This window comes from Pelosinus sp. UFO1, from assembly GCF_000725345.1.
GTDB lineage: Bacteria > Bacillota > Negativicutes > DSM-13327 > DSM-13327 > Pelosinus.
Map to the genome: position 1 here is coordinate 3,793,573 of NZ_CP008852.1, position 13,059 is coordinate 3,806,631.

Here is a 13,059-nt window from a genome sequence, read left to right on the forward strand (position 1 = left end):
TTGATTATCAATTGCAATTCATTATCCTACACAATACCAATTTATCATAATCAGAAATGATCATCACTCTGGAAATAAGATTTAGAGTGATAGGGCGGTTCTGCTGAGTCAAATCTATTTTTGTCTCATGTTTTCACTATAGACCATAAAGCTATCCTTTGAAAACAGTATCTCATATTTGTATTCTATTTACTATAAAATACAAAACTCCTGCAAGGCTAAGCTGTCTTGCAGGAGTTTTGTCTATTTTGAATTTGAATCTACTGATCAATTACTGCTGAATTGAGCGTCCTTACCACAAACGCTGAGGGGCGCCTGGTCCAACTGGCCATCCAGTCAGATACCAGAAGATAAACAATAGATACCACATGATTAAGAAAGAAATTGCGTATGGCACCATTAGCGATAAGTACGTCCCTATCCCGGCATCCGATTTATACTTACCCAATCCTTCCAAAAATAGAGGCAGAAAGGGATTTACGATTCCAATTGTATTTAGTGAGCCATCGCCTGCTCGGAATGCCATCTGAATAAAGGCTGGGTGATACCCCAATAGCATAAACATTGGGACAAACACTGGAGATAAAAGTGCCCACACAGCAGAGCCACTGGCAGTGAACAAACCTAAGAACTGACCAAATAGCATAAAGCATAACAATGCAGGTAGACCAGTCATATTTATGCTTTGCAAAAATTCTGCCCCACTCGTCGCCACTAAGGTAGCAATATTGGTCCAACCGAAAGCAGCAATAAACTGCGCGATGGCGAATGCCATGACCAGAAATCCAGACAACCCCTTAAATGATTCACTCATCATGCTAATTACGTTATCAGCATTACGAATCGAACCAGATTTAAGTCCATAGGTAAGACCAAGGGTGAGTAAAAACAGGAAGAGCAAAGGTACAATCCCTTTCATAAATGGCGAACCGGCAATCGCTCCCGTTTCAGGATTTCTTAGTATAGCTCCTTCAGGAACCAGCATCACCAGCAGTATTGCGATAAAGATCAAGGCTGCAATGCCAGTGGCGCGCAGCGCATTCATTTGCTGAAGGCTAGGCTTTTCAAGCGTAACTTCTTTAATTCCTTTATAGGCACCAAGACGAGGTTCAACAAATTTCTCAGTAATGATAGTTGTCAGTACGGAAAGATAGAAAACCGAGAAACTCATAAAATACCAGTTATCAATGGGTGTTACCACCGCATTAGGATCCACAATTTTGGCAGCCTGGGTCGTAATTCCGGAAAGCAGTACATCTGTTGTAACAATTAAAAGATTTGCTGTGAAACCAGAATAAATAGCAGCAAGGGAAGCAGCAAACCCAGCAAATGGATGTCTGCCCAAAGAATAGAACAACATAGCCGCAATCGGTGGAACAACGACAATCGCAGCATCTGATGCTAAATGACTCATAAAACTGATAAACACAATGGCAAAGGTGACATATTTTTTCGGTATGGAATGAATAGAAGCTTTAATCGCAACATCCATCATGCCAACTTTTTCTGCAAGGCCAATTCCCAAAGTCAAAACCATAATCATACCCAGCGGAGGAAAGTTAATATAATTCCTAATCATTTCTGTTAGTATCCAATGCAAACCTTCTTGGCTTAGTAGACTTTTTATTAATATCGGCTTATGGGTCATCGGATGAACAGCTGTTACATGAAGTGATGACAAAATGGCTGAAATAACTGCAAGAATTGCGATTAGTATAAGAAACAGTATTGCTGGATTGGGTAGCTTATTTCCCATGATTTCAAGCTTTTTCAAAAAGCCACCATTCGATATTTTCTCTTCTGGGCTAGTTACCATTCCGTTCATAGATACAGTCCTCCCTTAATATTGGTATTTTCTTTTGAACTAAATTACCAACCTCTACATACTCCCTCCCATTTACTTGACATAATGAATAAAATAGGTCTATTAAAAGACATTTCCCTAATTTGATATTATTCATACGCTAATTTGAATTAAGCGCAACACTCATTAGTTAGCTACCGTGTGAATGACAACTTCATCGTCTTCCAGCTTTTCTTTTTTATTATATTTCGTCAACGCAATACTGCCTATCTGATACATAATTTGCGTCCCAACCAGTAAGGCATCTTCATTGATATCAAAATTAGGACTATGTAAGCTATGATGTACCTCGCCATCCTTCGCACAACCTAACCAAAAATATGCACCTGGTATGTTAGTAAGGTATCTCCCGAAATCCTCCGAAGCCAGTACAGGCTTTACATTGCCGTGTATCGTCCCAGCTCCTGCAATTTGCTTTGCAGCATCAATGACCATTTCAGTTGGTTCTGCCCAATTATTTAAAACAGGATACCCATATTGGTAGTCTAACGTATATTCCCCTCCCTGGGAGGCACACATTCCATCCAATAATCTTTTCATCTTGGATGGGATTTCTTTTCGCACATTTTCACCGAGAGTACGAACGGTCCCATCAATTACAACTTTCCTGGCGATAACATTGTAACGTTCTCCTCCTTGAATGGTTCCGATTGACATGGTAGCTGTTTCTAAAGGATCAATCTGACGACTCATGATATGCCCAAGCCCTTGAATTACGTCGGACGCAATTGTAATTGAATCTACCCCATTTTGTGGCTGTCCGGCATGAGCTCCCTGCCCCAATATCTTGATCGTAAACCGATCGGACGCAGCCATTAAAGGACCTGGCCGAACTCCGATGTGCCCGCAGGGTAAATCGGGCCATAGATGCAGTCCAAAAATCACGTCGGCATCATCTAACACACCTTCTTTTATCATTACTGCAGCACCACCAGAAGGAGCAGCCTCTTCGGCCGGTTGAAATACAATTTTTATTGTTCCTGCGAGTTTTTTACGGTAGGAAGAAAATAACTTTGCTACCCCTAGTGCAATTGCCATATGTCCATCATGACCGCAAGCATGCATCACACCTTCATTGCTTGAACGATAAGGTACATCATTCGCCTCGGTGATAGGCAACGCATCCATATCCGTTCTAAATACAACAACTGGTCCGGGATTTTTTCCACGAATAATACCACAAATTCCGAAATGATTAGGGAATGTCTGCACTTCCACTCCCATATCGCGCAGAGCATCGACAATAATCTCTGATGTTCGTTTTTCTTCCCAACTCACTTCTGGATTTCTATGAAAGTTTCGACGCCAGGATACCAACTGTTGTGCAAGATCTGAGTTATTCCTTTGATCCCACATTCTAAAACCACCTTCTACAATTTAGTAACTTCATATTTCTATCATATCACATCCTTTAGGTTCTTTTATAGACATTTCCTTAAATAATTTTAATCCTTCTTCTTTTTAAGATAAAAAGCAATGCCACCTTTCCAATAAGACAAAAAGCTCCCGCACTTATTGCGGGAGCTTCGTTGCTCATATCTGCTATGATTTTTTAATCATAACAAATAGTCTTAAACCTGTCAAGATGATCATTTCGTATTTTTTTGCGATGTTTACTCAAATTCCACTTGACAGACACAAAACGAAGAGTATAATAATATTTAATTAACAAATATCAACGAAATATTGTTATATTTTAATATTTTTGTAAATGTAATGAGGGAGAACGTTGTAATCCTAAGATCGTTTCAGAGAACCGGTGGTTGGTGCGAACCGGCAACGAAGGGAATGCAAAAATCACTCCTGAACAGCAAAGCTGAAATGCATAAGTAAGCTGCGCCGGCTTCAGCTCCTAAATGGAGTGCAACCGTTATCTTGCTAGGGTTGTTAGACCCGATGAGATGTAGACCAATTGGTCTATAAAAAGGGTGGTATCGCGAGAAATTTCTCTTGCCCCTTTGAGTCAATTATGACTCGAAGGGCAAGAGTTTTTTTATTGTAAGGATTGCTACATATGTTTAGCAGTATTGCATTATTTATGCTTGTTATTTTAAACAAAATTTTAGGAGGTTATTACATGATTACGTATTTAGAGAAGTTAGCAGCACTGATTTGCAGGTATATGACACTCTGGGTGATAGTTGCCTCAGCCATCGCTTTTGTTAACCCTGCGCCCTTTAAACTCGTTGGTCCTTATATTTCCTATCTATTAGGTGTTATTATGCTGGGGATGGGGCTCACCATGTCCTTGAAAGACTTTCGTCTAGTTTTGACTAGGCCCAAGGACGTTTTTTATGGGGTGACTTTCCGCTATTTGATTATGCCGTTAGCGGGTTTTGGGGTAGCAAAATTATTAGGATTACCGCCAGCCTTAGCAGCGGGAATGGTGCTACTAGGAGCTGCTCCCAGCGGCACAGGTTCAAATGTTATGACCTACATTGCCAAAGGTGATACAGCCCTTTCTATCACCGTCTCCAGTGTGAATACAATTTTGGCACCAGTTTTGACGCCTTATATTTTTCTTCTATTGGCTGGATCAATGATTCCCATTGATGTTACTGTACTCCTAATTGACATTGTCAAGATTGTATTGATCCCTGTCACTGTTGGTGTTGCTCTGCATATGGCTGCTCCTAACCTAGTGGAAAAGATTATCAAGATTGTCCCCGCCGTGTCAGTAGTATTCATAATTACGATTTTGTCTTCCGTTGTGGCGTTGAATGCGGCAAAAATGGCAACGGTAGCCCTGGTTTTATGCCTTGCCGTTATACTGCAAAATATCTTAGGTTTAACCCTTGGCTATTATTCTTCGAAGTCGGTAGGAATGTCTCCCAAAAAATCACGAGCGATTACATTTGAAATTGGGATGGAAAATTCAGGACTTGCCGTTGCTCTTGCCTTAGCTCATCTTGATCCAATGGCAGCTTTACCTGCCGCTGTTGGTGCTGTTTGGCAATATATCAGTGGCAGTATACTAGCCAGTTATTGGTCAAATCGTTCACCAGAGGAAGAAGAAGGTACAAACAAAGAAGTCTTACTGGCAGAATAAAGAAAAACATACTGATTCTAAGGAAAGAAGGAATGCTCTGTGGAAAAGAAGATCGCATTAAAGTATGGTAACGAAGAATTGATTTTGAATATTGCCGAGAAAAATGTTTTGCAAATAATTGAGAGCAATCCGGTTATTTTTGATAAAACGGAAACTGAAATCATCCAAGCGGCACTAGAAGCCCCGATTGGCAGTGAGCGGCTTGCCGATTTAGTACAGCAAGGAGAACGGGTTTGTGTAGTCATCCCGGATATTACCCGTGCTTGGCAGAGAACAGACTTATATCTCCCCTTCGTGGTTGAGGAACTGAATCGGGGTGGAATAAGGGATGAAGATATTCTTTTTATCTGTGCGCTGGGGACTCATCGCCCACAAACTGCGGATGAACATAAACTATTGCTCGGACCAAAATTGGCTGATCGGTTTCAGGTCATCGATCATGACTGTCAAGATCAGGAGAATCTGATCTATTGTGGTACGACTTCTTTTGGTACCCCGGTATGGCTCAATAAGAAAGCCATGGAATGTGACCACCTTGTTCTAACTGGTGGCATTGTTTATCATTTTCTGGCTGGATGGTCAGGTGGTAAAAAATATGTATTACCTGGTATTTCCTCCTATGAAACAGTTATGAAAAATCATGCTTTATCACTTAATCCAACTAGGGGACTAGGTCCCCACCCGGATGTACGTTCTGGTAATGATAATACCAACCTGATTCATCTGGATATGCTGGAAGCAGCTAGCTTTGCGAAGCCGACATTTCTCTTTAATGTGGTAACTGCTGAAGGGAGAATTGCAGGTGCTGTAGCAGGACATTATCAAGCTGCACACGACAAAGGACGGGAATTGATCGACGCGATTGATGGTGTGACCATCCAGGAAAAGGCAGACCTAGTTATTGCTTCAGCAGGTGGTAGCCCAAAAGACGTAAATCTCTATCAATCCATAAAAACACTGATTAATGCTCGTGAGGCAACAAAACTAGGTGGAACTATGATTATTCTGACCGAAAGTCCTGAGGGACTTGGTGGTAATGCAGAAGTGCAGGACATGATTTTGGGCTATGACACCGTTTTGGAGCGAGAAGATGCGCTGAGAGCTGATTATAGCATTTCAAAATATGTTGGCTACTATTTCTGCGAGTCGGCAGACAAGTTTGACCTTCTATTAGTTTCATCTTTAGATCCTGATCTGTTAAAGAAAGCAAACATTAAAATCGTCAAAACGCTGGATGAAGCGCTAAAACTGGTTTATGCAAAACGTGGAACAGACTTAAAAACTCATATCATGCCACATGGGGCAAACACTTTGCCTAGACTTGTATAAACAAAATCATGCCTTATGGTCTACTTATCTAAATGTTGTATTGAAAAACTACATTGCTGAATAAAAAAAGCTGGCCGTAAGGCCAGCTTTTTTTCGTATTACTTGTTATTCCCCTTGCCTTTGCCATTATTAGGCTTATCGTCATGTTTGCTTTCTTTCTTATGGTTGTTCTTATCTTCTCGATCATTATCTCGGCCCCGCTGATCATCACCATGACGGTCGTAATCTTTATCATCGTCACCAATTTCTATGTAAGTAACATCAACACCGCGTAATCGGGCGGCATTAACAACAGCCTCATTACTTTTTTTGAGATCTTTTACCTTGACACCGTACAATTTGGCAATCTCGCCCCAGCCCATGTTTTCATGACGATAGCGGCTAATCTCATCTACAGGTCTACCGGAATAAACGGCTGCTGCATAGATAAGCGATATCTCACCAAGACCGAAATCAAAATCGGTTCTTAACCTAATTACTTCCACCGGGGAAACGGTGCGGTTATAATTGGATGATAAAACTTGCGCGAATCTGATATTACCACCAGACGCTTCAGTTTTTGAGGACGATATACTAACGTCGCCAATTGAAGCAGTAAAAGTTGAAGTAGTAACTGAGGCAGCGTCCACGCCCGCCGGAGTAGTAAATGCTAGCGCTGCTGATAGAACTACGCCCGCAGTATAATGTTTTAATGTCATAGCAAAATCCCCTCTTACGTTTAATCATTTTCATTATAGCACCATGACTAATTGATCAACTAGAGACAAAAGTCCTATATTAGGACTAAAAAGGCACGCCATATTTTACCACTAAGGTATAAAATTCCCGCAAAGAGTTTTTTGCTATATATTCATTTTGCTTAGTTCTTCTTATTAGTAGTCTACAGTGGCTCATTAAGTATGCTTTTAAGCCTATACAAGTGCCCCTTTCTAGTAAAGATCTTTAGCTTTCTTTGCTCTTGGTAACAGGGATAGAAACTATGAATTTTGTCCCCTTCCCTAATTTGCTTTCAACTTTTATTTGTCCCCTGTGCTTTTCTATGATCCACTTAGCAATTGCCAAACCTAGTCCTATGCCTCCGCTTTCACGAGAGCGTGCTTTATCTTCACGGAAAAATCGATCAAAGATATGTGACAAATTCTCAGGTGATATACCACAGCCTGTATCTTGTACTGTAATTACCACGTTCTTCTCAGACTGAGAGCTGCAGATATGAACTTGTCCCCCTGCATGGGTGTATTTAAAAGCATTATCAATTAAGATAACCATCAATTGATGCAGACGTTCTTTGTCAGCTATCAGCTCTAAGTTAGGTTGAATATTCCATGTCAGGTTAACCCTATATACTTCTTCCATTACCTCAAACCCTTGAACTACACTATGAATAACCTCGCTTATGTTTACTGGCGCCAGTTGAAGCTCTGCTTTGTTAGCATCAGACCTGGCTAAAGTAAGAAGACTGGATATTAGTTTGGTCATTCGCTTTGACTCTTTCATTATAGTATTAATCCTGTGACCTTCTTCCTCAATGGTATGTTTAGGATGTCTTAACATCAATTCTGCATTATTATATATTCCCGTGATGGGTGAACGAAGTTCATGGGATGCCTCGGAAACAAACTGTTGCTGCTTTTCCCACGCTGCCCGAATCGGAACCATAGCGCGTCCTGCGAGAAAATATCCAGCTAGAATTATACTGATCACACTTATTATTCCGCCTCCAACAGTAATCCACAGCAGGTTATTAAGTAATTCAATTTCAGAATCCACAATACTTACAGCAATTACTTCCTGAACAAGAAACCCACCATCTCCATTATACAAATTGTTTTCATATTGATACGGTACGCTGATCATCCGATAAACATGGTTTTGATATTCTTTAGTCTGAATCTCTCCAGTCGTTGCCAAGGCGGCGATTTTTGCGATGTCTTCAGTCTCATCAATCCTAAAAGGGGTTGGATTGATGATCCGTCCATCAGAGCTCCGTAACAACATAAATATTCGCGGATCAAAAGGGGGAGGGGGAGCGGCTAGCGCGAAGCGCCCTTGGGGCAAGTTAAATAAATTGGCCTGTGACTGCATAGCATTGTCAACTTTGTCAAATAAACGGAGAGCTAAATATCCATAAAGTATTGAGGTAAATGCTACAAAAATTAAAAGAAACACTAGCGAGTTCAAAATTGTCAATCTGCGAGATGTAATTTTAAACATTACTATTTCTCCCTTAGTATAAAACCAGTCCCGCGCACTGTTTGTATAAGCATATCGAAGCCGTAGGGAGCAAGCTTTTTCCTTAAATAATGGATATATAAATCAACAACGCTAATAGCAGCTTCGGAATCGTATCCCCAAATCCGATCAAAGATTTGGTCCCTAGTAAGGATTTGCTCTTTATTTAAAATGAGAAATTCCAAAATATCATATTCTTTGCTACCTAGTCCGAAAGGTTGCTTTCCAGCAAAGCCATCACGAACTTTGCTGTTTAATGAAATGCCCCCATAACTTAAATCACCTTCTGTCACTAGGTTCCCCTTACGCCGCATAAGTGCTTTTATTCTCGCCAATAGCTCCCTTATTGCAAAAGGCTTCACCAAATAATCATCCGCTCCTGCATCTAAGCCAATGACACGATCATCTACACTATCTCGTGCCGTGAGAAGCAATATTGGCACAGGACAGCCCTTTGCCCTTAAGGCGCTAACTATTTCAAGCCCATTTACTTCAGGCAACATGATATCTAGTACTAATAGATCATGTATACACTGTTCAGCCGCGTACAACCCAAGGTCACCCGTAGATGCCTCATCAACAATATAGTTTTCTTCTAATAGTAGAGCGACAACGGCTTCCCTTAAAACATTGTCGTCTTCAATGACAAGAATCTTCATTCCAATTCTCCTTATCTAGCAAGAAAATGACTCCATTCTTATATTGCTTATTTTTTTACATAATATCCTGCATAATTTCACCTTCAATTTTACCCATTCAGGCGATTCCAACAATTGCATAACAAAGACAAAAAAAACTCAAAAATTTGTAGTGTATTATAAATACTATACCAATTATGTAAACACTATTAATTTGCTTTTTTAAAAATTAAGGAGGAAATACAAAATGAAGAAATCGATTCATAGCGCTCTACTAGGAGTACTAGGTACATCCATGGGAATGTACATGATGGTTGTGCCACTTACAACCGTTTATGCAAGTGAGCAACAAGTACCTTTTACGTATAACAGTATTGGAAAAAATGATCTTCAAAGCCTGTTAAACAAAATCAACCCTAATACAAAAATTAAAAATGAAATTCAAGATCCAGTAGCAGTAGTTAAGACATCAGCTGATAAACTAGGATTCAATGCAAAGGTCGATAGTTTTAACTTAGCAAGTAAAACGGAAGCATCAGCTATTGTTAAAGTCATCCATAATAGCACTAATTACAATGTTACCCTTAAAAACTCTCTTCAAGATCATAGTCAATGGATTATTACTTCAGTTAATAAACTGAATGATACAAGCAAAACTACTCCAACCAAAGATTCCGGCACTGCAAGTAATGGAAGTTCCTCTGCAGGATCTACTACAGGATCTACTACAGGATCTACTACAGGATCTACTACAGGATCTACCACAGGATCTACTACAGGATCTACCACAGGATCTACCACAGGATCTACTACAGGATCTACCACAGGATCTACTACAGGATCTACCACAGGATCTACTACAGGATCTACTACAGGATCTACCACAGGATCTACTACAGGATCTACCACAGGATCTGCTACAGGATCTACCACAGGATCTACTACAGGATCTACTACAAACGCTGGTTCAAGTAATACGGCAAGTGCCGAACAACAAGCTGTTGATTTGCTAAATGCGGACCGTCGTGCTAACGGTCTATCTAATTTACAGGTAGATGCGCGTTTGACCGCTGTTGCCTTAAACCACGCACAAGATATGATTAATCGTAATTTTTTCTCTCATAACAATCCAGATGGAGAAACCCCTTTCGACCGAATGAAGAAGGCTGGTATATCTTATAGCACCGCCGGTGAGAACATTGCAAAAAACCAAAGTGTTCAAGCTGCTGAAGTAGCCTTTATGAACAGTTCTGGGCATCGCGCTAATATTTTAAATTCAAGTTATACTACTGTAGGAATTGGTGTCGCATACGACAAAACTGGTAATGTTTATGTAGTACAAGATTTTATTAAACCGTAGCCCCTTTACCGACCTCAGAACCAACGTATGCACACGTATCACAAATAAGCAGAGTCGAGAGAAATTTCTCGACTCTGCTTGTTTGTCATACAAACCGTTCTTCGCTATATAAGAAGAGCTGTCTCATCTTTTGAGATAGCTCTAACGCTTCTTACTTGTAGGCTGATAAACTTTAACTTGCTAATTAATTTATATTAAGATGTGAAAAAATTGAAACGCCTGCAAGGCTAAGCTGCTTTGCAAGAGTTGTCGTTATGCTGTAACATTTAGTTTTGCCATCTTAAAAGGTCATCTCTGAATATTACTACAAGCTTAGTATCAAATTTCATTTTATATCTTTTCCTTAATTTAAATGTGATTTATATTCAAACGCTGTTATTCCATAAACTCTTTTAAAGTGCTTATTTAAATGGGATAAATCAACAAAACCACATTCTGCTATAGCCGAGTAAATATCTTTATTTTTTTCTAGTAACTGTTTTGCACGATTTACCTTGCAAAACAGAAAATATTGATAGGGTGAAATTCCAGTATTCGCTTTAAATAACCTAATAAATTGAAACTTTGACATAGCAAGCTCTTTGCATATTTCATCAAGCTTTAGTACATTTTCTAATTTATAATAAATCATTTCCTTTGCTTTTTTTATTAGCGTATTATCTTTTTTGTAATACGTTGTACAAATATTAGTGAGAGTAAAGTTATCTACGAGGGATAGGAGCAACTCACTGCACAAGGCTTCATCTTGTTCACTTAGAATTGCGCTTGAAAGATGTAAAATACTTTTCTCAAGTGCTTGATTATATACAATTGGGGAAGAAAATCGAACTATATCCTTTTTTTGAAGTATCTGCAAAAATAACATAGGATCAATATATAACATAACATAGTCAATACCCGTCTTATCATGTGCCCTACCATCATGTGTCTGTTCAGGATAAAAAAGCATAACCCCATTTTTATATGATGAATGTAAACTGCCATCTAGATTGTACTGTTGAATGCCGCGCAGAGTTACACCAAACGCGTATTCCTTATGACAATGCTTTTTATATGTGAAGTCAGTAAAACTAGCTGATAACACAGTAATATCTGATGTTTTTTTATAAATGAATTTCTCCACATCCATCACCTCCTAAGCATCTCCACTAGTCCCGAAACCATTACAGCAGAATAGACTAGAAAAAGTGACATACTTATATTAACTGGCTTTTGATATTTCTGCAGGTATTTCTTGAAAATCGCCCCGAAAAGCACCCAAGTGACAAAGGCTAAAAAGCCAATACCGCTAATAATTGCCACATACAATGCTAACATATCTGGTGCTGTATAATATGGCATAACAAAGCTTGGAATTACCGTCATAGTAAACAACACGACCTTGGGATTTACAAACTGCATAAAAAAACCTGACTTAAAGGTAGCAACCTGTTTTGCAGTTGACTTCGATGTATCCATTATATATATCTGATAAGCCAAATACAAAATATAGAGGCTTCCGATTATCTGCATTATAATCAAAATTTTTGGTATTACCGTCACAAGCACGCTATTTAATATAGCGGATATAGCAAGTAATGAACCAAAAGCAATTGTTGCACCATATGCGTATTCCATCGCTTTTTTTATTCCTAAATTATGCACCGTAGATAATATAACAATATTTGTAGGTCCAGGTGTAAATGTTATTATAACGCAGTATATTAACAAAGATGTAATATTCATGATGTAAGCTCCTTCGAAGTTTTCTCATGAATTATACTTCTAAAAAAGTAAGTGAGTATAGTACATTATTGCAAATTTCCATCCAATTTACTGTTAAAATACAAACGCCTGCAAAGCTAGCTGCTTTTCAGGCGTTTGTGCTAAGACCTCTTATACTTAATAATAATTAGCCTTAATTCCCCGCGGTTTGATTTCTAGCCCGGCTTCATACAAGTGGGAAGTATCAGCTAGTCCAATACAACGCGGTAGTGCCCATTCATCTGACCGCTGGTCAAACAAAATAGTGGTAACCGAACTAGGCGGCAGCCAAAATCCAGCCCACATTACACTTAAAGGGATACGTAGCAAATGGGCCAACCAGGTTAGGGCAAACCCATTATGACAGAAGACAGCAACTTTCTCTTCACTGGACTTAAGGCATCGGTATTTAAAGCCCTGTCGCTCATACCCTTGTTCTTTCAGAAACGTATCAGATTCACTAACTAATTGCGCAAATGTTTCTTCCAACTTCAGTTTTTGATAATCAGGCAAGGTATGCCAGTCGGAATAGGTTGGTCCGGGCTCTTTGTCAAATATTACTTCGCCAGGCACATCCCAAGCTGCCATCCCTTCCCATGGTGCCTCGGTACAACGCCATTCTTCCAACTCCTGCGTCCAAGGCAAAACAGTTGCTTCCTTTTGTAATAAATCAGCAGTATATTGCATTGTATGTAACGCACGTCCCATCGGTGAAGTGTATAGCTTATCTAGCTTGTAGGACGCCAGTCGTTTGCCTAGTGCCTTGGCTTCCAAATGCCCGTCTGCTGTAATTGTACCGTTTGGATAATCTGGATCAGCATGTCGAATAATATATAGCCTCATT

At 39.6% G+C, this 13,059-nt stretch carries 11 protein-coding genes and 1 other annotated feature; of the genes, 3 read left to right on the forward strand and 8 right to left on the reverse strand.

The window, feature by feature from the left end; genetic code table 11:
• Nucleotides 1-292: 292 nt before the first annotated feature.
• Together UFO1_RS18000 and UFO1_RS18005 are read right to left on the reverse strand one after the other, a co-directional pair.
• On the reverse strand, nt 293-1,825 hold the full coding sequence (locus UFO1_RS18000) for an AbgT family transporter (protein WP_051788997.1): 1,533 nt from the start codon (nt 1,823-1,825) through the stop codon (nt 293-295).
• A 165-nt stretch (nt 1,826-1,990) separates the two neighbouring features.
• Nucleotides 1,991-3,220, reverse strand: coding sequence for a M20 family metallopeptidase (locus tag UFO1_RS18005; protein ID WP_051788998.1), 1,230 nt, complete (start codon nt 3,218-3,220; stop codon nt 1,991-1,993).
• Between the two features lie 351 nt (nt 3,221-3,571).
• Nucleotides 3,572-3,825, forward strand: a binding site (T-box leader).
• A 116-nt stretch (nt 3,826-3,941) separates the two neighbouring features.
• Between UFO1_RS18005 and UFO1_RS18010 the strand changes: the two genes are divergently transcribed.
• Together UFO1_RS18010 and larA are read left to right on the forward strand one after the other, a co-directional pair.
• Nucleotides 3,942-4,913: a bile acid:sodium symporter family protein gene (locus tag UFO1_RS18010; protein WP_038673119.1), complete on the forward strand. Its 972-nt coding sequence runs from the start codon at nt 3,942-3,944 to the stop codon at nt 4,911-4,913.
• Nucleotides 4,914-4,952: 39 nt separating this feature from the next.
• A complete protein-coding gene (gene larA, locus UFO1_RS18015; protein ID WP_038673120.1) occupies nt 4,953-6,242 on the forward strand; it encodes a nickel-dependent lactate racemase in 1,290 nt (429 codons plus the stop codon).
• Between the two features lie 98 nt (nt 6,243-6,340).
• Here larA and UFO1_RS18020 read toward each other — a convergent pair whose 3' ends face one another.
• The 3 genes from UFO1_RS18020 to UFO1_RS18030 all read right to left on the reverse strand — a co-directional run bounded on the left by UFO1_RS18020 (nt 6,341) and on the right by UFO1_RS18030 (nt 9,133).
• A complete protein-coding gene (locus UFO1_RS18020) occupies nt 6,341-6,940 on the reverse strand; it encodes a hypothetical protein (protein WP_038673122.1) in 600 nt (199 codons plus the stop codon).
• A gap of 244 nt (nt 6,941-7,184) precedes the next feature.
• Nucleotides 7,185-8,456, reverse strand: coding sequence for a cell wall metabolism sensor histidine kinase WalK (locus tag UFO1_RS18025; protein ID WP_038673125.1), 1,272 nt, complete (start codon nt 8,454-8,456; stop codon nt 7,185-7,187).
• A 2-nt stretch (nt 8,457-8,458) separates the two neighbouring features.
• The gene (locus UFO1_RS18030; protein ID WP_038673127.1) at nt 8,459-9,133 is read right to left on the reverse strand and encodes a response regulator transcription factor; all 675 of its coding nucleotides are present in this window, start codon (nt 9,131-9,133) and stop codon (nt 8,459-8,461) included.
• Between the two features lie 226 nt (nt 9,134-9,359).
• Between UFO1_RS18030 and UFO1_RS24820 the strand changes: the two genes are divergently transcribed.
• Nucleotides 9,360-10,472: a CAP domain-containing protein gene (locus tag UFO1_RS24820; RefSeq protein WP_051788999.1), complete on the forward strand. Its 1,113-nt coding sequence runs from the start codon at nt 9,360-9,362 to the stop codon at nt 10,470-10,472.
• A 343-nt stretch (nt 10,473-10,815) separates the two neighbouring features.
• Here UFO1_RS24820 and UFO1_RS18040 read toward each other — a convergent pair whose 3' ends face one another.
• The 3 genes from UFO1_RS18040 to UFO1_RS18050 all read right to left on the reverse strand — a co-directional run bounded on the left by UFO1_RS18040 (nt 10,816) and on the right by UFO1_RS18050 (nt 13,058).
• On the reverse strand, nt 10,816-11,595 hold the full coding sequence (locus tag UFO1_RS18040; protein WP_038675390.1) for an AraC family transcriptional regulator: 780 nt from the start codon (nt 11,593-11,595) through the stop codon (nt 10,816-10,818).
• A gap of 5 nt (nt 11,596-11,600) precedes the next feature.
• Entirely contained in the window at nt 11,601-12,197 is a 597-nt protein-coding gene (locus UFO1_RS18045; protein ID WP_038673130.1) for a LysE family translocator, read from the reverse strand.
• 156 nt (nt 12,198-12,353) lie between these two features.
• A complete protein-coding gene (locus UFO1_RS18050) occupies nt 12,354-13,058 on the reverse strand; it encodes a histidine phosphatase family protein (protein ID WP_038673131.1) in 705 nt (234 codons plus the stop codon).
• Between the last annotated feature and the right edge of the window lies 1 nt (nt 13,059).